Raw genomic sequence first — 21014 nt, 5'->3', positions numbered from 1 at the left:
CTCAACGCGGCGCGCGCTTGGCCAGGATGCGCTGCAAGGTCCGGCGATGCATGCCGAGGCGACGCGCCGTCTCCGAAACATTGTGGTCGCACAGTTCATACACGCGCTGGATATGCTCCCATCGGACCCGGTCGGCGCTCATCGGATTGTCCGGCGGTTCGGGTGTCTCGCCCTCGGCGGACAGCAGAGCCTTGACCACGTCGTCGGCGTCGGCCGGTTTGGACAGATAGTCGACCGCCCCCGCCTTGACCGCCGCGACGGCGGTGGCGATGGCGCCGTAGCCGGTCAGCATGACGACGCGGGCCTCGGGTCGGGCCTGGCGGAATTTCTCCACGATGGCGAGCCCGTTGCCGTCCTCAAGCCGCATGTCGATGACGCCGAATGCCGGCGCGCGTTCGTTGAGCGCGGCCTCCGCTGCGGAAACGGATTCACAGGTGGTGACCTGGAAGCCGCGCGACTCCAGGGCCCGGCCCAGCCGGGTGCGCAGGGCCTGGTCGTCGTCGAGCAACAACAGGCTCTTGTCGGGGAGGGCCTGGAGGCGATCCTCCAGGGAAGGAAGAACGTCGGTCATATTGGGGAAGTCGTGCCGACCGCGCGAAACGTCAAGGGTCGACGGCCAGCGCCGCCTGCGGCCAATCGACCACCACCCGCGCGCCGGAAAGCCGAGAGCGCGACAGTCCGGCGCCGTCTCCGAACCCTCGCAGCGCACCGAGACGCGGCTGCGGTCCCAGCACGGTGACCCGGCCGCCGGTGCGCTCGATCAGGGTGCGGGCGATGAAGAAGCCGAGGCCCAGGCCCTCCCCCTCCCCGCCTGTCGGCGCGCCGCGTCGGCGGGCGATGGCGGCGCCGAGCCGGCCGCGGGCGCGACCTCGGCGGCTGACGAAGGGGTCGCCCAGACGGGCGATGACCTCGGGCGCGAAGCCCGGGCCGTCGTCGGCCACCTCGATGACGATCCGGCCGTCGATCAGCCGGGCCGCCACCTCGACCTCGGCGCGGGCGAAGTCTGCGGCGTTCTCGACGATGCCGAACAGGGCGTGGACGATCTCGGGTAGCCGCCGCACACTGAGCTCGGCCGTGTCCGGCGCGACCATGAGGGACAGCTTCAGGTCAGGCCCCCTGTGAGGGTCCGCGACCTCCTCCAGCAGGGCCGCCAGAGTAATTGAACGATAGAGCGCGTCGCCGTCCTCGGGCCGCTGGGACAGGCCCCGCAAGATATCACGACAACGAGCGGCCTGATCGAGGATCAATTGGGCGTCCTCGGCCAGCGCCGGATCATGGCGTGTGGCCCGGACCATCTCCCTGGCCGCCACCTGGATGGTGGCCAGGGGCGTGCCGAGTTCATGCGCCGCCGCCGCCGCCAGCCCGCCCAGAGCCGCCAGCCGCTGTTCGCGCTCCAGCACCTCGGAGGTGGCGGCCAGGGCGTGCTGCAGGCGCTCCGCGTCATGGGCGACGCGCCAGGCGTAGCCGGCGGTGAACACCACCCCGACCGCCAGGGCCAGGCCCATGCCGAGGCGATAGAGCGCTGGAATCTGCAGATCGACTCCGTGCCGCCACGGGATCGGCATGGACCAGAAATACATGGCGGTGATGGCCGCCAGCGCCAGCAGGGCCAGCACGGTCGCCGGGCGCGCGGGCAGGGCGGCGGCGGCCACGGTCACGGGCGCGACCAGCAGCAGGCTGAACGGATTTTCCAGCCCGCCGGTGAGGGCCAGCATGACGCTGAGCTGAAGGATGTCGAAGCCGAGCTGCAGCGCCGTGGTGGGGCCATCGGGGCGGCGTGATCCGGGCTCGCCCAGCCGCGCCATGGCCGCCATGTTGAACAGGCATCCGGCCAGAATGGTGGCCAGGCAAGGCTCGAGCGGCAGGTCGAAATGCAGCCATTGGTGGGCGAACAGCACCGCCGCCAACTGCCCGGTCAGGGCCAGCCAGCGTATGATGACCAGTGTGCGCAGCGACAGGCCCCGCGCCGGCCCGGCGGGCGAAACCTGCGTCGACGGGGGCTCTGGCGACAGGGTCACCGGAGCCGTATAGACCGCCTCGATCGGTCCGCCCAAGCGACCGGACGCCTCAGGAGGCCGATTCCGTGCCCAGCCGCCGCATTCTCTTCTTCGCCCTGGCCTGTGTGGTTCTGGCTGTCGCTCTCGTGGGCGCGACCCTGATCGTCCAGTCGCGGCGCGCGGACGCCGATCTGGGAACCACGGTGGTGACCACCGGCGAGGCGCAGGTCGGCGGACCGTTCCAACTGGTCGACCAGACCGGCCAGGCGGTCGATGAGAGCGTGTTGGACGGGCGATGGAGCCTGGTCTTCTTCGGCTTCACCCACTGCCCGGACTATTGCCCCACGACCCTTCAGATGCTGGACGCCATCCAGCGCCAACTGGGCGCCGAGGGCGAGGACATGCAGATCGTCTTCATCTCTATCGATCCAGAGCGCGACACGCCTGAGGCCCTTGCGGACTATCTCCAGACGTCCAGCTTTCCCGAGGGGGTGATCGGCTTGACCGGCACGCCGGAACAGGTCGACCAGGCCGCCGACGCCTACCGCGCCTTCTACGAGAAGGTGGGCGAGGGCGACGCCTATCTGATGAACCACTCGCTGGCGATCTATCTGATGGGGCCGGACGGTCGCTTCCGGACGACGCTGAGCTCCGAGCTCGGGCCCGAACGCTCGGCAGAGTTGATTCGGCGCGCCATGTCGCGCGGCTGAAAGGCCCGCGTCTCTTAGCCGCTGGCGGTTTCGCTTGCGTCTTGCGTTGTCTGTTTCGATATTGCGTTCACGCGACCGGGCCTGATGCCCGGCCTCAAGGAGACCGAACTCGCCATGAGCGACTTCAACAATGGATTTTCCCGCCCGGCCCAGGCCCCGGCCCGTGCCGAGGTCGAGGTCGACGCCGGCCTGCGAACCTTCATGCTGGGCGTCTACAACAAGCTGGCCATCGGCCTCGTGGTCGCCGGCGCACTGGCCTATGTGACCGGCAATGTGCCGGCGGTGCAGGAGCTGCTGTTCGTCCAGACGGCCAATGGCGTCGGCCTGACCCTGCTGGGCATGATCGTCCAGTTCTCGCCTCTGGTGATGCTGTTCGGCTCGATGTTCTTCATGAAGAACCCGTCGGCGCGTGGCGTGAACCTGCTCTACTGGGCCGTGGTCGCCACCATCGGCGCGGGCCTAGGCATCGTCTTCCTGCGCTACACCAACGCCTCGATCGCCTCGACCTTCTTCGTCACGGCGGCCGCGTTCGGGGGCCTCAGCCTGTTCGGCTACACCACCAAGCGTGACCTTGGGCCGATGGGCAAGTTCCTGATCATGGGCGTGATCGGCCTGATCATCGCCTCGCTGGTGTTCATGTTCCTGCCGGCGGCGCAGAACCCGGTCTTCTACTTCGCCATCAACATCATCGGCGTGCTGCTGTTCGCGGGCCTCACCGCCTACGACACCCAGCGGCTGAAGATGACCTACTACGCGCTGGAGGGCGATAAGCACGGCCTGGCCGTGGCCACCGGCTTTGGTGCGCTGGGCCTGTTCATCAACTTCATCAACATGTTCCAGTTCATGCTGGCGCTGATGGGCGGACGCGAATAGCGCACTGGCCTTTTCGATCCTCAGAACCCCCGGCCTCGCGGTCGGGGGTTTTTGTTTGCGCGGCGCTCAGGCGGCGCTATCCGGGGCGGCATGAAACTGCTCATCACCGCCCCCTCCCCCTACGCCCGCAAGTGCCGGATCGTCGCCCGCGAGAAAGGTCTCGGGAACCGCGTTCGCGAGATCGTCGCCGATCCGTATGCCGACGCACCGGAACTGGTCGCCAACAACCCTCTGGTCCAGGTGCCGGCCCTGATCGCCGAGGACGGCCTGCCGCTGACCGACAGTCCGCTGATCTGTGAGTATCTGGATGGTCTGGGCGCGGGTCCGCGGCTGTTGCCCGAGACAGGGCCGGAGCGGCTGCGGGTACGGCGGATCGAGACGCTGGCGTCCGGCGTGCTCGAGGCCGGGGTCAAGCTGGTTCTGGAGAAACGGCGGCCCGAGAGCGAGCGTTCGCCGTCCTGGATGCAACGCTGGACGGCGGGAATGGAGCGATCGCTGGATGCGCTCGAAGCCCTGTCTCTGGAGGAAGAGCCCCTGCATCTGGGCACGATCACCACAGCCGTGGCGGCAACCTGGCTGGGCTTTCGCCACCCGGACACCGACTGGCTGGCGACGCGGCCTCGACTGGCCGCGCTGACGGCGCGTCTGGAACAGCGCGAAAGCTTCCGGGAGACGCATCCGGCTCAGGCCTGACCGGCCTGAGCCATTCCGGCGCTCAAGCAGCACGGCTCCGCGAGCCGTGCGTTAGCACCAGCATCATGGCGCGAACCCTGCCAGCTGGAGCCCTTGATAGGCTGCCAGGAGCAAAACCAGCGCCCCGACCATGAGGGTCAAAACGCGCGTCGGGATGCTCTTTGCGATCCACCCGGCGAAGGGGGCGGCGATCAAGCCGCCGACGATGAGGCCGGCAACGGCCCAGCCGTGGTCCTGAAGCGCGCCCGCCTCGTCCCAGTGCCCCGAAAGCAGGGCCCAGACGAAGGTCGCCGAGATCGCGATAGTGACCAGGAATTCGGCGGTGTTGACGGTGCCGATGGCCCGGCGCGGCTCCTTGCCCGCTCCGACCAGGGCGGTAGTGACGGTCGGTCCCCAGCCCCCGCCACCGACGGCGTCCATGAAGCCTCCGATCAGGCCCAGAGGCGCCCCCCAGACGCTGCGGATGTGTCTCGGCCGAATATCCCGAAGACCACGGATGAGGATCCAGGCGCCCAGAATACCGAGATAGGCGAGGATGAAGGGCTTGATGACGTCTCCTTCAATCCCTGTCAGCACATAGGCGCCCAGCGCACCGCCGATGACGCCCGCGGCGGCCAGGGGGATGAACAGCCTCCAGGTGACGTTCCTGTGCAGCACATGGCTGGAAGCCGAGGCGCCGGTGGTGAACACCTCGGCGGCGTGGACCGAGGCGGAGGCGACGGCGGGCGGTACGCCAAAGGCCAGCAGCACCGTGCTCGACACCACGCCATAGGCCATGCCCAGCGCGCCATCGACGGCCTGCGCCAGAAAGCCCACCAGCACGAAGAGGGCGAAGGTTTCCATGTCGGTGACGTCCGTCAGCCCGGGGAGGCGCAGGCCGTGGGCGACATTGAGCGCGAATCCGCCGCGTCGGCAATCACGATTTCGCGGTCGATCCCAACCATTCGGCGACCGGCTCTCGCTCGAGAAACGCGTCCGGATCCGGACGGCGACGGATCACCGCCCAATCATCGCCGTCGACCAGGACTTCCGGCACGAGCGGCCGAGCGTTGTACTCGCTGGCCATGGTCGCCCCATAGGCGCCCGCGGTCAGGATGGCGACCAAGTCCCCGGCTCGAAGCGCCGGCAAGAGCCGACCGCGCGCCAAGGTATCGCCGGTCTCGCACACCGGCCCGACGACGTCATAGATCACCTCGCCCTCACCGTCCGGGGCCACCGCGACGACCTCGTGCTCGGCGTCATAGAGGGCCGGACGGCTGAGGTCGTTCATGGCGGCGTCCAGCACCAGGAATCGGCGGCCATCAGGGCGCTCGGTGACCTGGATCACCCGGCTGAGCAGCACACCGGCCTCGGCCGCGATGACCCGGCCAGGTTCGAGAACAAGCTGAACATCGAGATCGCGGACCGTTTCGGCGACCACCTCGGCATAGGCGTCAAACGGCGTGTCGGGGTCGCCGGGGCGATAGGGCACGCCGAGGCCGCCGCCGAGATCGAGCCGTTCGATCGCCAGACCCTCTCCGCGCAGGGTTTCGACCAGCCCGCGCATGACGGCGAAGGCAGACCTCAGCGGCGCGACATCGGTGATCTGGCTGCCGATGTGGCAGGCCAGGCCAGCAGGCCTGACCGCGCCTGAGGCGGCGGCGCGGGCGTAAAGCTCCAGCGCCTCGGCGACGGGAACGCCGAACTTGTCGCCCGCCCCGCCGGTGGTGATCTTGGCGTGGCCTCCGGCGCCGATGGCCGGGTTCACCCGGATGGCGATGTCAGGAACGCGGCTCTGTTCGCGGGCCACGGAAATCAGTCGCTCCAGCTCCGGCGCCGACTCGACATTGATCTGACGCACGCCGGTTGCGACGGCGAAAGCCAGTTCGGCGTCGGTCTTGCCCACGCCGGAAAAAACGATGCGGTCGGGCGGCACGCCGCCGGCGAGCGCCCGGCGTATCTCGCCTTCGGAAACGGTGTCGGCGCCCAGGCCTTCCGCCGCGAGCACCGACAGCACCGAACGGTTGCCATTGGCCTTGACCGCAAAGGCGATCAGCGGGTCGACGATATCAGGATGGGGGGCCAGGGCCTCGCGCAGTCGCCGGGCCTGCGCCCGAAAACCGCCGGCCGAGTAGACATAGACGGGCGGGCCGACCTCTCGGGCGATCGTCGACAGGGCGATCGATTCGGCATGAAGCGCCCCGTCCCGGCGGGGGAAGGGCGTCATGGGGTCAGTAGGGGTCGCGGCCGGCCGCCGTGCCGCCGATCAGGTCGTTGGGGCCGCCGTCGATCGGGTTCTGGCTGGGCGGACGATTGGACATGGCCGGGTCGGACAGAGGCTTGTCCCAGGCATTGCGCATGGCGCGTTCGGTCTCGCGGCCGTCGGGCGATTCGAGCGCGCCCATGCGGCCGCAGGCGGCGACGCCGAGAATAAGGAGGCCGCAAGCGGCGATCTGCAAGGCGGTCTTCATGCCAGGCGCTCTTTCCAGTCGGCGATGCGCGCGCGGACCCCGTCCGGCGCCGTCCCCCCGAAACTCCTGCGGCTCGCGACCGAGGCCTCCGGCGACAGCACTCCATAGACGGAATCGGTGATCCCCGCCTCAAGCTTCTGCAGTTCGGACAGCGGCAATTGGTCCAGACCGACGCCCAAGGCCTCCGCCCGCTTCACAGCCGCGCCGGTCACGTGGTGGGCGCGGCGGAACGGCATGCCCAGTTCACGCACCAGCCAGTCGGCCAGATCGGTGGCGGTGGAGAAGCCCGCACCCGCCGCCGCCGCCATCCGCTCGCGGTTGGGGATCAGGGCCGCGACCATGGCGGTCATGGCCGTCAGCGCCAGGTCCAGAGCGTCGAAGGCTTCGAACACCGGCGGCTTGTCCTCCTGCATGTCCTTGGAATAGGCCAGCGGCAGGCCCTTCATCACCGTGGTCAGAGCGATCAGCGAGCCGGTGATCCGCCCGGTCTTGGCCCGGACCAGCTCGGCGGCGTCGGGATTCCTCTTCTGAGGCATGATCGAGGAGCCGGTTGTCAGGTCGTCGGGCAGGGTCGCGAAGCCGAACTGGGGGGTCATCCACACCACGATTTCCTCGGCCAGGCGCGACAGATGCCCGGCGGTGATGGACGCCGCGGCCAGGCTCTCCAGGGCGAAGTCGCGGTCCGAGACGGCGTCCAGGCTGTTGGCCATCGGCCGGTCGAAACCCAGCGCCCCGGCCGTTGCCTCACGGTCGATCGGAAAGGGGGACCCGGCCAGGGCGGCCGCGCCCAGCGGACTTTCGTTCATCCGTGAACGGGCGTCGGCGAAACGCCCGGCGTCGCGGCCGAACATTTCCACATAGGCCATCAGGTGATGGCCGAGCGTCACCGGCTGGGCCGGTTGCAGGTGGGTGAAGCCAGGCATCAACGCGTCGGCGTTGGCCTCGGCCTGGTCCAGCAGGGCATGTTGCAGGGCGTGGATCTGGACGACAGTCCGGTCGCAGGCGTCGCGCACCCAAAGGCGGAAGTCGGTCGCCACCTGGTCATTGCGGCTGCGCGCGGTGTGCAGGCGTCCGGACGGCTCGCCGATCAGCTCTGCCAGACGCGCCTCCACATTCATGTGGATGTCTTCGTACTGGTCGCGGAAGGGGAAGTCGCCGTCCCTCAATTCGCCCTCAATCGTGTCGAGACCGCCCAGTATCGCCTCTGCGTCGGCGCTCCCAATGATCCCTTGCGCGGCCAGCATGCGGCAATGCGCCCGCGAGCCGGCGATGTCCTGTTCCCACAGGCGCTTGTCCACCCCGATCGATACATTGATGGCCTGCATGATCTCGGCGGGCTTGGCCGAGAAGCGTCCGCCCCATAGAGACTGGCCCGTCGGCTCCTTTGGGGGCGTGGATTGGTCGGACATGGCGACGCCTCCTCAACGAAAATCGCGGCGCGGGATCGCCGTGGCGGCGGGGCTCCTCGGCCTGATCGCGGTCGCCGGGGTGGTGGCCTATGCATCGGGCTTTGTAAACCGCGATCGGGGTCTGGAGGCTCTGGCCGTGGGAGAGATGGCCGGGCTGACGATCGCCGAGACCCCGACGCCCTCCCCCGCCCTGCCGTTTACGGGTCCGGACGGCGGCGAAACAACGTTCACGGCCTTCGAAGGCCAGGTGGCCGTGGTCAATCTTTGGGCCATGTGGTGCGCGCCGTGCCGTGAGGAGATGCCGACCCTGGCGGCGCTGCAGAAGGCGTATGATCCGGGAGAGGTCGTGGTGGCGGCCATCAATGTCGATGGCGATCCCGCACAGGAAGCCCCCGCGCGGGCCTTTCTGGCCGAGCACGCGCCGCTGGCCTTCTATCGCGAGGCTGGCTTTCGGTTGCCCTTCGAATTGCCGGGCGCAGGGGCCATGCCGCAGACGGTCCTTATCGACCGCGAGGGCCGGATCCGCGCCTGGAAGACCGGCGCCGCCGACTGGTCGAGCCCCGAGGCGCGCGCCGTTATCGACGCGCTCAGAGCCGAGTGATCAGAGGCCGGGAAGCTTGAAGCCGCGGTTGTCGCCGCGCTGGATGACGATGGCCTGACCGCCGGTCAGGGCCTGGAGCCGGGCCTGCTCTGATGCAGCGTCGATGGTGACATTGCCTTCGGAACCCACCGTGGTCGTGGCGCCCTGGGTGGAGGCGTCGTCTCGGCGCCAGAACATCAGCCGGTCGGCGAAGCTCTGCTCCTTGTGAGCCAGGTCCCCGAACTCGTCGTCGACGACAAAGCGCGCCAGCGGATCGGCGCGGTCGGCGCCCGCCTGGGCGACCAGGGCCTGTTCGCCGGTGGTGCGGGTGATGGCCTGACGCTGTCCCAGCAGGATCTGACGGGCGGCGCTCTCAGGAGCCAGTTCCTGCGGACGGGGCTGACCCGGCTGCGGCGGGGTCAGGGCGTATTCCGGCGGAACGGTGAGGGGCGCGGTCGAGACGGTCAGGAACTCGTCGGGACGGACCCGCTCCAGGCCGACGGAGTTGCGGAAGCTCTGGCAACCCGACAGGGCCACGGCCGAGGCGGCGGCCAGGAGGATAAGGCGGGTGGGACGCATGAAAGAAAAACTCCGGTCTCGCCGATCGGGCGCGAAGGAACTGGAAAGCGGGGGATTACGACTTTTCGGGGGCCGCGCCAACCGAGGCGGCCGCGTCGTCGCGTCGCTTGGCGGCGTCCGCCTGCTGCTTGGCGCGGCGTTCGGAAAGGAGGCTGTCGAGGATCAGCAGGACCACGCCGATGGAAATGGCGCTGTCGGCGACGTTGAAAACCCAAGGGAAGCCAATACCTGAAAAATCGAGGAAATCGACGACGCCGCCGAAGCGGATGCGGTCAATCACGTTTCCGAGGGCGCCGCCGATCACAGACCCAAGCGCCAGGGCCAGCAACGGCCGATCGGCCCGCCTGGCCCACCAGGCGAGGCCGCCGGCGACGATGATCGAAAAGGCGGTAAGCAGCCAACGGCCCGTCTCGCCGCCGGTCAGCAGGCCGAAGCTGACGCCACGGTTGAGCACGAACGACAGGTTGAACCAGGGATCCAGGACCAGGATCTGGCCGACCTCGCGCAGATGCAGGCCGAACAGCATCCAGGCCTTGGTGATCTGATCCACGATGATGACGCCGAGCGCCAGCGTGTAGGCGACAAGAGCGAGCCGGGTCGGCGTCATCACTCTTCGCCTTCCGGGGACTGGAGGTAGGGCTCGACCGGACCCTGCAGCTTGACGGTCAGGGGGTTGCCCTTGCGATCAACCCTTTTGCCCAACGCCAGGCGCACCCATCCCTCGGAGACGCAGTATTCCTCCACGTTGGTCTTTTCCTCGCCTTTGAAGCGCACGCCGATGCCGCGCTGGAGCAGGGCTTCGTCGTAGAAGGGGCTGTTCGGATCAACCGATAGGCGGTCGGGCAGGGTGTCGCTCATGGCCCGGCTCTTAGCGGGCCCGAGGGCTTCGGGCAACGCGGCGATGCGAAGCTTGTCAGCTAACGGTCTGGCGCGGCGTCTCGGCGTTCGCCGGGGCGGCTCGTGCCGGAGCGTAGGGGCGAGGACCCGAGGCGGGCGGCGTTTCCTCGGCGGCCTTTTCCGCTGGCGGGGTACGGGCGGGCTGGGGCCGCGGGCGGACTGGAGCCGGTCGTGCGGCGCGCTGAGGCGCTGGCGCGGCCGCCTCGGGCCTGGGCGGTTCCGCAGCCGGCGTGGCTTCGTCCGTGGCTGGCGCGGTGGCGGCGGCCGGGGTCGCCTCGGCGGTGGCGGCGCGCGCTGCGGCCTGCTGCGCGGCGAAGCGGCGGGCCAGTTTCTCGGTCAGTTCGCGCGCGGCCGGCGCCGGCATCTGGGCCAGGATCGCCGCCAGGGCGCGGGGCCGCATGGCGCCGGCCACCGGCAGTCGGACGCTGTCGTCCAGGGTCGTGAACACCGCCGCCGCTTCCTTGGGCCGCATGGCCTGATAGACGGACACGAGGCGATCGGTCTCGGCCTGCTCCCGCTCCGACACCTGCCCCACCAGGGTCTGCAGTTCGGCCTTGAGCGCATTCATGGCCTGGACCTTGGCATCCAGCTTCTGCTCGGCCGCGACCATGAGGGGCAGCATGGTGGCGAAATCGGTGTCACGCGCGTCCAGCTCGCCGCGGCGGGCCGACAGGCTCTGAATGATGCGCAGCTCGGCCGGCGAAATGCCGGCCTGCTGAGCCAGCTGTTCCGAGGTCAGGGCGCAGACCGCCGGCGGGCGGCTTTGGGTCGTGGCGTCCAGCGAAGGGGCGACATTGCCGGCCGCCTCCTCGGCCCAGGCCTGGGCGCCCTGAAACAGCTCGGGCCCGACCCCGGCGACGCGCATGACCGCCACGCCGCCGATGGCGACGGCGATCAGCGGCAACAGGCGAGGCAGTTTGGACATCAGGAGGTCTCGGCTTCAAAAAATCGGACGGCGCGATCGTCCCTCAAGTCGCCCCGTCGCCGCGCGGCGGGGCATAGGGACACAGATCAAGCCGCGAACAGGTCTTCATCGAGATTACGCCGGGCGCGGTTCAGGCTTTGTTGAGCGGCGTGGTTAGCGGCCAGGGCCTGCAGCACCGGCCTGGCGCGGGGCTGCTCCTCGAACAGGCTTTCGGCTGTCGTCGCGACGGGTCGCTGCGCCTCGCCCGAGTGACGATCCAGCCGGCCGCGCGCCTCCGCGAACAGGGTTTCGATCCGCGACCGGCTTTCAGCCGGCGGAGAGATGGGGGCTTTTTCGACGACGGAACGAGGAGCCGGGGTAGCGGGCTCTGCCAACGGCGCATCGATCCTGGCCGCCTCGGCGCGCGGAGCCTTGCGGATCAGGACTTCCAGTTCGTCCTTGAGGGCGCGGGCCTTCATGATCCGGTCGTGCAACAGGTCGGCCTCCTCGCCGGCGGCGCGCAGCGAGGCCAGGGCGCTCTCGGCCCGCCCGGCGGCGCCGTTCAGCTCGCCCACCGCCTTGCCGAAAGCGGCCTGACCATCGCGCAGCACGGTCAGCTTCTTCTCCAGGCGGACGCCGTAGCCGACGGCGGCGACCAGCAGCAGGATCAGGATGGAATCCAGGATCAGTCCGGCCATCAGCTTTTTCCCTTCTTGATCAGGCTGGCGGGGTCGACCTTGACGCGCTGGTCCACACGCACCGCGATGTTTTGGCCGCGACGGCCCATGCGGCCGGTCGTCACCGGGATGGCCCCACAGCGCAGCGACACGGCCGAATCGGGCGAGGCGTTCAGCATCAGGGTGTCGCCGACCTTGAGATCCAGCACGCTGGACAGGGGGGCCGACAGCTCGTCCAGCACGGCGCGCACCTCGGTGTGGGTGGTCCAGAGTTCGGTGGCCAGGTGGCCTTCCCAGATGTTGTCGCGCCCGAACTTCTCACCCATGAACTGCTGCAGCAGCATCTTCCGGATGGGTTCCAGGGTGGCGTAGGGCAGGAGCAGCTCGACCCGTCCGCCCCGGTCCTCCATGTCGATGCGCAGCTTGACCAGTATGGCCGCGTTGGCCGGCCGGGCGATGGCGGCGAAGCGCGGGTTGGTCTCCAGCCGATCGAGGTTGAAGCTGACCGGCGTCAGGGGCTCGAAGGCGGCCTGGGCGTCGGCCAGGATAACCTCGACCATGCGCTGGACCAGCACCCGCTCGATGGTGGTGTAGGGGCGGCCCTCGATCCTCAGCGCCGCCGTGCCGCGACGGCCGCCCAGCAGCACGTCGACGATCGAATAGATCAGGTTGGAATCGACCGTCAGCAGGCCGTAGTTGTCCAGCTCCTCGGCCCGAAACACCGCCAGAATGGCCGGGAGCGGGATGGAGTTCAGGTAGTCGCCGAACCGGATCGAAGAGATGTTGTCGAGGCTGACTTCGACGTTGTCGGAGGTGAAGTTCCGCAGGGACGTCGTCATCAGCCGCACCAGGCGGTCGAAGACGATCTCCAGCATCGGCAGCCGTTCGTAGCTGACCAGGGCGGAGTTGATGATGGCGCGGATGCCGCGCTTGTCAGCCGAGTCGTCGTCGCCGAGATCGAAGCCCAGGAGGCTGTCGATCTCCTCCTGATTCAGCACGCGCTCGGCCAAGGGCGAGGCGCCGCCGCCCGCTTCGGCCAAGGCTTCGTCGAGGGTGTCGGCCGCACTCATCCGTCAGTTCACCAGCATCTCTTCGATCAGCACGGCGTCCACCTTGCCGGGCGCGGCGATCAGATTGACGCGGCGCTGGATCTCGGCGCGCAGCTGATAGCTGGCGGCCGAGCCGGCCAGTTCCTCGGGGCGCAGCTCGCGCAGGAAGGTCTGCATCATATCCTTCACCCGCGGCGCGTCGGCCATCAGGGCGTCGGCGACGTGGGCGTCGTGGGTCTCGAGCGTCACCGTCATCTTCAGAAAGGTCGGGCGGCCGTCGGCGGACTGCAGGTTCACCACCATGTCCGGCAGGGTGTAGAAGGTCGCGCCGTCGGGGCCCGAACTGATCTTGCCCAGCTCGGGATCGGCCTCGCCGTCCTCCCCGCCGCCGTGGCCGCCGCCCTTTTCCTTCTTGGCGCCGTGATCGGCCTTGGCCTCGCCGTGGCCGCCCTCCTCGGCCGCGGCCGGCTTGGGCTTCATCAGGAAGAAGGCCGCGCCGCCGCCTCCGCCCAGGACAACCAGGGCGGCCGGGATAATGATGAACAGCAGAGGCAGCTTCTTCTTGGCCGGCGCCGCGCTCTCGGCGGCGTCGCCCTCGGCCACGGCCGGAACGGCCGCGTCGACCGCGGCGGCGTCCTTCTTCTTTCCGAACTTCGGAAGCTTGAGCATCGGCTCCGGGCCCTCACGCACTGTCCCTCGGTCAGATGCGCCGGGTTTGGTTAACGAGACGTTCAGAACCGGCAATTCCTGCCGGGCTCGAGACCCTCGGATCAGGCCGAAGCCCATACGGCGCGGGCATTAACCCTGCTGGCCCGACCCTTGCGAAGGCTGGGGCGAAGGAGTTCCGCCCCGTGGAAAACGCCGCCTACATCGGACTGTCCCGCCAGGTCACCCTGCGCCGCGAGCTGGACATCGCCGCCAACAACATCGCCAACGCCGACACCACCGGCTTCAAGGTCGAACAGCTGATGCTGGGGACCCAGGTGGAGGCCAAGGCGCGGAACGAAGGCGTGCGTCCGGGCGTCAGCTTCGTGCTGGATAATGGCGTGGGCCGCGACTTCGGCCAGGCGGCGCTGAAACAGACCAACCGGCCGCTGGACTTCGCCATCGAGGGCGAGGGCGCCTTCTTCGCCGTGCAGGACGGCGCGGGCGAGGCCTATACCCGCAACGGCGCCTTCACCCTGGACCCCGAGGGCCGGCTGACCACCCAGGACGGCAAACCGGTGCTGGGCGACGGCGGCGAGATCATGCTGGACCCGCAGCTCGGCGCCGTCAGCGTCGCCCAGGACGGAACCATCAGTCAGGACGGCCAGCCGGTCGGCCGGCTCAGCGTGGTCCGTTTCGATCTGCTGTCGGTGCTCGAGAAGGGCGGCGACGGCCTCTATCGCAACACCTCCAACGTCCAGCCGACAGACGCCCCCGAGGTGCAGGTGCGCCAGGGCATGCTGGAGGGGTCAAACGTCAATCCCCTCTTGGAAATCACCAATCTCATCGAGATCAGCCGCGCCTATGAGCGCGTCACCAAGATGATCTCCGACGCCAATGACCTGTCCAAGCGCGCCGTCGAGCGCCTTGGCAAGCCGAACTAAGGAGCCTCTAGATGCGCGCTCTCAGAACCGCAGCCTCGGGCATGGAAGCCCAGCAGCTGAACGTGGAGGTCATCTCCAACAACATCGCCAACATGAACACCGTGGGCTTCAAGCGGCAACGCGCGGAGTTCCAGGACCTGCTCTACCAGAACGTCGAACGGATGGGGGCCCAGTCCTCGACCCAGGGCACGGTGGTGCCGACGGGCATCCAGATCGGCGCGGGCGTCAAGGCCGGCAGCGTCTATCGGATCATGGAGCAGGGCACGCCCAGCATGACGGGCAACCCCTACGACCTGGCTATCGACGGTCGGGGCTATTTCCAGATCACCCTGCCGTCGGGCGACCAGGCCTATACCCGCGCCGGCAATTTCGCCGTGAACGCCGAGGGGCTACTGGTCACCGACGACGGCTATACGGTCGAGCCGGCCATCAACATCCCGCAGGACGCCATGGAGATCTCCATCTCCAAGTCCGGCCAGGTTCAGGTCGTGACCCAGGGCGAGCCCGAGCCGCAGGTCGTCGGTCAGCTGGAGCTGGCCACCTTCTTCAACGAAGCGGGGCTGGAGGCGATCGGCGACAACCTGTTGCTCGAGACCTCGGCGTCGGGCCCGGCGACCACCGGCGTGCCGGGAGAGGCGGGCTTTGGCCAGCTGCTCCAGGGCTACACCGAATCCTCGAACGTCGACGCGGTGTCGGAGATCACCTCGCTGATCGTGGCCCAGCGGGCCTATGAGATGAATTCCAAGGTCATCACCACCGCCGACGAGATGCTGAGCGTCGCCTCGCAGGTGAAGTCATGATCCGCGTTCTCTTCCTGATCGCGGCGCTGTTAATGGCCGCGCCCGCTTTCGCCGGCCCCGTCGAGATGTGGGTCGAGCCGACCGACGACGATGGCCGCGTCACCCTGAGCGACCTGTTCCCCCAGGCCGGATCCGCAGGCGACACCCTGATCGCTCGCCGCAGCGGCCCGACCGTGGTGCTGGACGCCCGCATGGTGCAGACGCGGGCTCGGGCCGCCGGTCTGGACTGGGCCAACACCACCGGCCTGCGCCGCATCGTGGTGCGCGCCGGGGCCGAGGGCGTCACGCCCGCCTCGGCCGCCGGTCAGGCCGCCGCCTCAGTGTCGCGCCCCGGCGCCACGGTCGAGGCCCTGACCTATGTCCGCTCGCTGCGCGCGGGCGACATCGTCCGGCCCGAGGACGTGGCTTGGTCCGAGGTCCAGGCCCATCTGGCCCAGGCCGGTGGCCCTCAGGACGCCGAGGCCGTGATCGGCCTGTCGGCCCGCCGCGCCCTGCGCGCCGGCGCGCCGGTTCAGATCCGAGACCTGACCGCGCCCCAGGTGATCAAGCGGAATGATCTGGTCCAGGTGGCCTTCATCCAGTCGGGCGTGCGCCTGACCATCACCGGCCGGGCCATGGCCGACGCCGCGGTCGGCGAAAATTTCCCGGTCCGGAACACCACGTCCGACCGCACCATCGAGGCGGTCGCCACCGCCCCTGGTCAGGCCGTGGTCGGCGCGGCCGCCCGTCAGGCCCGCACCCAACAGTTCGCCGCCCTCCGCTAGGATTGGATCGCCGTATGCGTATCGCCGCCGTTTCCGCCGCCGCTCTGGCCACGCTCGCCCTGGGCGCCTGCTCCACCGCCATGGAGGCCGTGCGCGGGCCCGAACTGGCTCCCATGGCCTTTCCCGCCGCCATGATCCCGGCCCATCAGCAAATCCTGCCGCCCCAGGCCCCGGCCTATGCGCCCCAGCGGGCGAGCGCCAACAGCCTGTGGCAGGCCGGCTCTCGCAGCTTCTTCGGTGATCAGCGGGCCCGCAACATCGGCGACATCCTGACCGTCGCCATCGAGATCGACGACCGCGCCCAGACCCAGAACACCACGTCGCGCACGCGCTCGAACGAAATCAATTCCGGGATCAGCAACTTCTTCGGCATCGAGACCGAGGTGGCTGACGCCGTCGGCGGCGCCTTCGACCCCTCGGCCCTGATCGGCTTCGGCGGGGGCTCGACCTCGACCGGCACCGGCGTGATCAGCAGGGCCGAACGGATCAATGTCACCGTCGCGGCGGTGGTCACCCACGTCATGCCCAACGGCAATCTGGTCATCCAGGGCCGCCAGGAGGTGCGCACCAACCGCGAGGTGCGCGAGCTGACCGTGGCCGGCATCGTGCGGCCGCAGGACATCTCCAGCGCCAACACCATCAATCACACCCAGATCGCCGAGGCGCGCATCAGCTATGGCGGCCGCGGCGACGTCAGCCGCATCCAGGGCGCCCCGGCCGCCCAGTCGCTGGTCGAGCGCTTCAACCCGTTCTGAGGCGATCAGCCCCTCGGCGTCACGTCGCCGACCCGGGTCGGCTGGCCGCCGAACTGGTCGGCGTATTCGGGGCCGAGCAGATTCTGGAAGGTCGAGAGCGGCAGGACGATCTCATAGGATCCCTCCGCATAGGGCCCGACCATGTAGGGACCGATCAGGAAGGTCAGGCCGCCGGCCTTGCCGGGCGTTGTCGAGGCCGCCAGGGCGTAGGGCGTGGCCGACGCCTTGGGGCAGGCCCAGTCGGTTCCGCCAGGCCGGATGGTCGGGGCCGAGGGGTCGCGCGCCTTCTTGGCCGCGTTGATGGCCGTGCACAGCGCCTGGTCCAGCCGGGCCATGTCGGCGCCCGGGGCGAACAGGGTGTCGGCCCTGACCGGCCGACCCAGCGCCTTGTCCCAAAGCATCGCCGAATACAGGGTGTTGCCGTGCGCCCCCCCGGTGAAGTCGTAGTCGGTGCGGGCCAGGCTGATCAGGCCGTCGGTCTCGGCTGTTTCGGTCCAGGTGATCTCCTTGGCGTAGGGCGGCAGGTCCTCGGCGCCGCCGAACTCGGTGCGGTCCGCCTGGGCGCCCTCGTTGAAGGTGGCCAGCTCGTCGACGCCCTCGCGATACAGCCGCGAGACCAGTTGCGGCTGGTCCTTGATGGTTTCGGGCAGGGTCAGCTCGACCGCCGCATACGGGGTCTCGCTCTGATAGGTCAGGGGTGTCTCGGTGGCGGGCGCCGGGGCGCCCGTCTGTTGGGTGTCGGTCTCCGCCTCGCGCCGCTGGCAGGCCGAGACCGCGATCAGGGCCGCGAGGGCTGGGACGAGAAGGCGGGCGGATCGACGCATGGGAAAACTCCGGAGGCGGCGGGGAGGACTTTCAGACGGTCAGGGCGCCGATCACGATGGCGACCAGCAGGATCAGGCCGGCCTCCCGGTTCGACTTGAACAAGGCTAACGCCCGCGCTGGATCGTTCAAGCTCATCTGGCGCACCTGGTTCAGCAGATGGGCCGCGAAGGCAAGCAGTCCGAGATAGAACATCGGGCCCAGACCCGCCGTCGCCCCCGCCGCCCCGGCGAAGATGACGGCGATCAGATAGAAGAAGGCCACGCCGTCGCGCGCCTTGGGCCCCAGCCGTCGCGCCGACGATTTCACCCCGACCAGGGCGTCGTCCTCGATGTCCTGCAGCGCATAGAGAGTATCGTAGCCGAGGGTCCAGAACAGGCCGGACAGATACAACATAACCGCCGGCTGATAGGCCGAGCCGTGCAGGCGGATGCCGAACTCGCCCGCGATCGGGGCCTGCCACCAGAAGGCGCGAAACTCCGCGATCGCCTCGGGCGGCAACAGGGCGGCGGCGGCCAGCGGCAGGGCGGCGGCGAATCCCATCAGGGCGCCCCAGTTGAAGGTCAGGCCCAGCCACGCCTGGGGCCACCAGGTGATCCGCTTCATGAAGGGATAGGCGGCGACCAGCACGAGCGAGGCCAGGCCCAGCTGGATGGCCGTGATCGGCAGGGTCAGCAGGATCAGCAGGCTGACCAGGCTGCAGCCGACCACGAAGGCCCAGGCCTGTTTCACCGAAATGCGTCCGGACGGGATCGGCCGCGCCGCGGTGCGCGCCACCTTCGCGTCGATGTCGCGATCGACGATGTCGTTGTAGGCGCAACCGGCAGACCGCATCAGCACGGCGCCGAGGGCAAAGCCGAGGAACAGCCAAAGTTCGTAAGGGCCAGGGAGGCGCTTGTACTGCGACAGGGCCAGGGCGATGCCCTGCCACCCGGGCAGCAGCAGCAGCCACACCCCGATGGGCCGATCGACCCGCCCCAGCTTCAGCCACGGCTTCAACCCTTCCGGAGCGCGCCGGTCCACCCAGTTGTCGCCGGCGTCGGGAAGGGGCGCGGAGGTCATGCCGCTGTCCTAAGGCGCGTGGCGTCGGAGGGCCAGCACGCGCATGAAGTTCTTGCTTTGTTCTCTTTTCGGCGCCATGGTCTCCGTCATGGTCGAGACGGCGAAGGGACGCGGGGCGCGGAGCAATGCCAGCGGACGGTATGAAACGGATCGCAGGGAAGCCTTCGATGATGGCTGGGATGCCGACGACGTCGAAGCCCCGCCCCTGCGCACCCAGCTCATGGCCGAGCACCCCAAGACCATCATCGCCAAAAACACCTCGCCCGACATCGGTTTCGACCGCTCCATCAACCCCTACAAGGGCTGCGAACATGGTTGCATCTACTGCTACGCCCGTCCGTCCCATGCCTGGATGGGCCTATCCCCGGGCCTGGATTTCGAGAGCCGCATCTTCTTCAAGCCCGAAGGCGCGCGTCTCCTGGAACAGGAGCTGTCCCGGCCCCGGTACCGCTGCAAACGCATCAACATAGGCGGCAACACCGACCCCTATCAGCCGGTGGAGCGCGAGACGGGAGCGACCCGCGCGATCCTCGAGGTGCTGCAGCGGTTCAATCACCCGTTCTCGATCATCACCAAGTCGGTGCTGATCGCCCGCGATCTCGACATTCTGGCCCCGATGGGTCGCGACGGCCTGGCCTCGGCCTATGTCTCGATCACCACGCTGGATCGGGCTCTTGCCCGGGCGATGGAGCCGCGCGCCTCGACCCCCGCAAAACGGCTGGAGGCGATCAGCCGTCTGGCCGAGGCGGGCGTTCCGGTGGGCGTCGGCTTCGCCCCGGTCATTCCCGGCCTGAACGACCATGAGCTGGAGGCCGTGCTGGAGGCGGCGGCCAAGGCCGGGGCGACCAGCGCCATGTATGTGACGCTTCGCCTGCCGCTTGAGATCAAGGATCTGTTCCAGGAGTGGCTGGCGGACGCCCGGCCGGACCGGGCCGCGCGTGTCATGTCCCTGGTGCGCCAGACGCGCGGCGGCCGCGATTACGACCCCGACTGGAACACGCGGATGAAGGGGGCAGGGCCGCTGTCGGAACTGCTCGCCGTCCGCTTCAAGGCGGCGGTGAAGCGATATCGACTGGACCAGCCGCGCCATCAACTGGACGAGACGAAATTCCGCGTGCCGCCCGAGATGAAGCGCCAACTGGAGCTGTTCTGACCAGCGTCAGCGCCGGAAGACCCCGACCAGTTCGACATGGGTCGACCACAGGAACTGATCGACCGGCGTCACCCGCTCCAGCCGCCAGCCCGCGCCGACCAGGGCCCGGGCGTCGCGAACGAAGGTCTGGGGGTTGCAGGAGACGCCGACGATTACTTCGGCCTTCGTCCCACTCATCTGCTCGACCTGGGCCTGGGCGCCGGCGCGGGGCGGGTCGAAGACGATGGCCTCTACGCCCTTCAGGTCGAAGGGACTCAGCGGGCGGCGGAACAGGTCGCGGGCCTGGGCCTCGATCGGCTTCAGGCCCGAGGCCGTGGCGGCGCCGGCCTTCAGCGCGGCGATGGCCGAGGCCGATCCGTCGGCCGCAATGACTGAAGCGACCTCGGCCATGGGAAAGGTGAAGGTTCCGGCGCCGCAGAACAGATCCGCGACCCGTTTGACGCCCTCGATCGCCTCGACCGCGAGCCGGGCCATGGCGGCCTCGGCCTCGGGTGCGGCCTGCAGGAATCCGCCAGGAGGCAAGGGCACGGTCGCCCGGCCGAAACGGACCGTCGGCTGGCGCTGCATGGCCAGCACCTCGCCATCCAGGCTGAGCCGCGCCAGATCGGCCTGCATCGCCAGACGCACGGCATGCTGGGCGCGGTCGCGCGACCAGCCGCGCTTCTCCACGCCGGTGACGTCCAGATCGAGCCCGGTGTCGGTCAGGGTGACATGCAGGGTCGGGGCCGATCTGGCGCCGACAAGAAAGGCTTCGGCCACCTTGCGCAAGGCCGGCAGTGCCGCGACCAGGCGCGGGTCCGACACCGGACAGGTCTCGATCGGCACGACCCGCCAGGACCGCCGCGCCTTGAAGCCGAGCACGACCTGGCCATCCTCTCCGCGCCGCGCGTGCAGCGCCAGCCTGCGCCGGCTGGCGGGCGAGACCGGGATGATGGCAGCCACCTCGGCGTCCAGACCCTCGCGCTCCAGGGCCTCGACCACCAGCGATCGCTTCCAGTCCAGATAGGGCCCGGTCGCCCAGTGCTGCAGCGGGGCCACCCCGGTTTCGGCGTGGGCCGTTGAGGCCACCGGGACCCGGTCAGCGCTTGGTTCGAGCACGGTCAGGCCATCGGCCCGGCCATCCACGACCCGATCGACCCGGACGCGCTCGCCAGGCAGGGCGCCGGGCACGAAGACGCGCCCGTCAGACCCTGTTGCGAGGCCGTCGCCCTGGTGGCCGACGCTATCGATGAGGAGATCGAGGCTCATCGC

Annotated in this window: 25 protein-coding genes; 9 read left to right on the top strand and 16 right to left on the bottom strand. The window is 69.0% G+C overall.

Annotated features, from left to right (window positions below; all coding sequences use genetic code 11):
* Position 1: 1 nt before the first annotated feature.
* Complete coding sequence (locus tag EES48_RS00960; protein WP_122464510.1) at positions 2-571, bottom strand: ActR/PrrA/RegA family redox response regulator transcription factor; 570 nt, start codon at positions 569-571, stop codon at positions 2-4.
* A 31-nt stretch (positions 572-602) separates the two neighbouring features.
* A complete protein-coding gene (locus EES48_RS00955; RefSeq protein ID WP_240623171.1) occupies positions 603-2054 on the bottom strand; it encodes an ActS/PrrB/RegB family redox-sensitive histidine kinase in 1452 nt (483 codons plus the stop codon).
* Positions 2055-2083: 29 nt separating this feature from the next.
* Between EES48_RS00955 and EES48_RS00950 the strand changes: the two genes are divergently transcribed.
* From EES48_RS00950 to EES48_RS00940, 3 genes are all read left to right on the top strand, one after another.
* A complete protein-coding gene (locus EES48_RS00950; RefSeq protein ID WP_122464509.1) occupies positions 2084-2707 on the top strand; it encodes an SCO family protein in 624 nt (207 codons plus the stop codon).
* 114 nt (positions 2708-2821) lie between these two features.
* Entirely contained in the window at positions 2822-3580 is a 759-nt protein-coding gene (locus EES48_RS00945; RefSeq protein ID WP_122465076.1) for a Bax inhibitor-1/YccA family protein, read from the top strand.
* Positions 3581-3670: 90 nt separating this feature from the next.
* Positions 3671-4273, top strand: coding sequence for a glutathione S-transferase N-terminal domain-containing protein (locus EES48_RS00940; protein ID WP_122464508.1), 603 nt, complete (start codon positions 3671-3673; stop codon positions 4271-4273).
* A gap of 63 nt (positions 4274-4336) precedes the next feature.
* Here EES48_RS00940 and EES48_RS00935 read toward each other — a convergent pair whose 3' ends face one another.
* From EES48_RS00935 to argH, 4 genes are all read right to left on the bottom strand, one after another.
* Positions 4337-5116, bottom strand: a complete 780-nt coding sequence (locus EES48_RS00935; protein ID WP_122464507.1) for a sulfite exporter TauE/SafE family protein — start codon at positions 5114-5116, stop codon at positions 4337-4339.
* A 73-nt stretch (positions 5117-5189) separates the two neighbouring features.
* Positions 5190-6479, bottom strand: a complete 1290-nt coding sequence (gene lysA / locus EES48_RS00930; RefSeq protein WP_122464506.1) for a diaminopimelate decarboxylase — start codon at positions 6477-6479, stop codon at positions 5190-5192.
* Positions 6480-6483: 4 nt separating this feature from the next.
* Entirely contained in the window at positions 6484-6723 is a 240-nt protein-coding gene (locus tag EES48_RS00925) for a hypothetical protein (RefSeq protein ID WP_122464505.1), read from the bottom strand.
* The gene (argH, locus tag EES48_RS00920; RefSeq protein ID WP_122464504.1) at positions 6720-8132 is read right to left on the bottom strand and encodes an argininosuccinate lyase; all 1413 of its coding nucleotides are present in this window, start codon (positions 8130-8132) and stop codon (positions 6720-6722) included. The genes EES48_RS00925 and argH overlap by 4 nt, the downstream gene beginning before the upstream one ends.
* Here argH and EES48_RS00915 point away from each other — a divergent pair.
* Positions 8131-8733 (top strand): TlpA family protein disulfide reductase, encoded by a 603-nt coding sequence (locus tag EES48_RS00915; protein WP_122464503.1) that lies wholly within the window; start codon positions 8131-8133, stop codon positions 8731-8733. The genes argH and EES48_RS00915 overlap by 2 nt on opposite strands.
* Here the strand turns inward: EES48_RS00915 and EES48_RS00910 are convergent, their stop codons facing one another.
* The 7 genes from EES48_RS00910 to EES48_RS00880 form a co-directional block, all read right to left on the bottom strand.
* On the bottom strand, positions 8734-9291 hold the full coding sequence (locus EES48_RS00910) for a DUF3035 domain-containing protein (RefSeq protein WP_122464502.1): 558 nt from the start codon (positions 9289-9291) through the stop codon (positions 8734-8736). It abuts the gene before it with no gap.
* 55 nt (positions 9292-9346) lie between these two features.
* The gene (gene lspA / locus EES48_RS00905; protein WP_122464501.1) at positions 9347-9898 is read right to left on the bottom strand and encodes a signal peptidase II; all 552 of its coding nucleotides are present in this window, start codon (positions 9896-9898) and stop codon (positions 9347-9349) included.
* Positions 9898-10149: a DUF3297 family protein gene (locus EES48_RS00900; protein ID WP_122464500.1), complete on the bottom strand. Its 252-nt coding sequence runs from the start codon at positions 10147-10149 to the stop codon at positions 9898-9900. Before EES48_RS00900 ends, lspA begins: the two co-directional genes overlap by 1 nt.
* Before the next feature lie 55 nt (positions 10150-10204).
* Positions 10205-11113: a MotE family protein gene (locus EES48_RS00895; RefSeq protein ID WP_122464499.1), complete on the bottom strand. Its 909-nt coding sequence runs from the start codon at positions 11111-11113 to the stop codon at positions 10205-10207.
* 86 nt (positions 11114-11199) lie between these two features.
* Complete coding sequence (locus tag EES48_RS00890; protein WP_122464498.1) at positions 11200-11790, bottom strand: DUF6468 domain-containing protein; 591 nt, start codon at positions 11788-11790, stop codon at positions 11200-11202.
* Positions 11790-12839, bottom strand: coding sequence for a flagellar motor switch protein FliM (fliM, locus tag EES48_RS00885; RefSeq protein ID WP_122464497.1), 1050 nt, complete (start codon positions 12837-12839; stop codon positions 11790-11792). Before fliM ends, EES48_RS00890 begins: the two co-directional genes overlap by 1 nt.
* 3 nt (positions 12840-12842) lie before the next feature.
* Positions 12843-13487 (bottom strand): flagellar basal body-associated FliL family protein, encoded by a 645-nt coding sequence (locus EES48_RS00880; RefSeq protein ID WP_122464496.1) that lies wholly within the window; start codon positions 13485-13487, stop codon positions 12843-12845.
* A gap of 182 nt (positions 13488-13669) precedes the next feature.
* Between EES48_RS00880 and flgF the strand changes: the two genes are divergently transcribed.
* Genes flgF through flgH form a run of 4 tightly spaced genes read left to right on the top strand, consistent with a single transcriptional unit; the run spans position 13670 to position 16726 of the window.
* On the top strand, positions 13670-14407 hold the full coding sequence (gene flgF, locus EES48_RS00875) for a flagellar basal-body rod protein FlgF (RefSeq protein WP_122464495.1): 738 nt from the start codon (positions 13670-13672) through the stop codon (positions 14405-14407).
* 11 nt (positions 14408-14418) lie between these two features.
* Complete coding sequence (gene flgG / locus EES48_RS00870) at positions 14419-15207, top strand: flagellar basal-body rod protein FlgG (protein ID WP_122464494.1); 789 nt, start codon at positions 14419-14421, stop codon at positions 15205-15207.
* Positions 15204-15971 (top strand): flagellar basal body P-ring formation chaperone FlgA, encoded by a 768-nt coding sequence (gene flgA, locus EES48_RS00865; protein WP_122464493.1) that lies wholly within the window; start codon positions 15204-15206, stop codon positions 15969-15971. The genes flgG and flgA overlap by 4 nt, the downstream gene beginning before the upstream one ends.
* Before the next feature lie 14 nt (positions 15972-15985).
* Complete coding sequence (gene flgH / locus EES48_RS00860; protein ID WP_122464492.1) at positions 15986-16726, top strand: flagellar basal body L-ring protein FlgH; 741 nt, start codon at positions 15986-15988, stop codon at positions 16724-16726.
* Positions 16727-16731: 5 nt separating this feature from the next.
* On the opposite strand, the gene EES48_RS00855 is transcribed toward flgH, so the two are convergent.
* Both EES48_RS00855 and EES48_RS00850 read right to left on the bottom strand, forming a co-directional pair.
* Complete coding sequence (locus EES48_RS00855) at positions 16732-17550, bottom strand: DUF3298 and DUF4163 domain-containing protein (RefSeq protein WP_122464491.1); 819 nt, start codon at positions 17548-17550, stop codon at positions 16732-16734.
* A 31-nt stretch (positions 17551-17581) separates the two neighbouring features.
* Positions 17582-18610: a UbiA family prenyltransferase gene (locus EES48_RS00850; protein WP_122464490.1), complete on the bottom strand. Its 1029-nt coding sequence runs from the start codon at positions 18608-18610 to the stop codon at positions 17582-17584.
* 88 nt (positions 18611-18698) lie between these two features.
* On the opposite strand from EES48_RS00850, the gene EES48_RS00845 reads away from it, so the two are divergent.
* A complete protein-coding gene (locus EES48_RS00845; RefSeq protein ID WP_122465075.1) occupies positions 18699-19763 on the top strand; it encodes a PA0069 family radical SAM protein in 1065 nt (354 codons plus the stop codon).
* A gap of 6 nt (positions 19764-19769) precedes the next feature.
* Here the strand turns inward: EES48_RS00845 and EES48_RS00840 are convergent, their stop codons facing one another.
* Positions 19770-21011, bottom strand: a complete 1242-nt coding sequence (locus tag EES48_RS00840) for a class I SAM-dependent RNA methyltransferase (protein ID WP_122464489.1) — start codon at positions 21009-21011, stop codon at positions 19770-19772.
* Positions 21012-21014: the final 3 nt, after the last annotated feature.

It is taken from the genome of Brevundimonas lutea (genome assembly GCF_003704105.1).
GTDB lineage: Bacteria > Pseudomonadota > Alphaproteobacteria > Caulobacterales > Caulobacteraceae > Brevundimonas > Brevundimonas lutea.
This window is presented reverse-complemented; position numbering and strand designations above follow the sequence as displayed.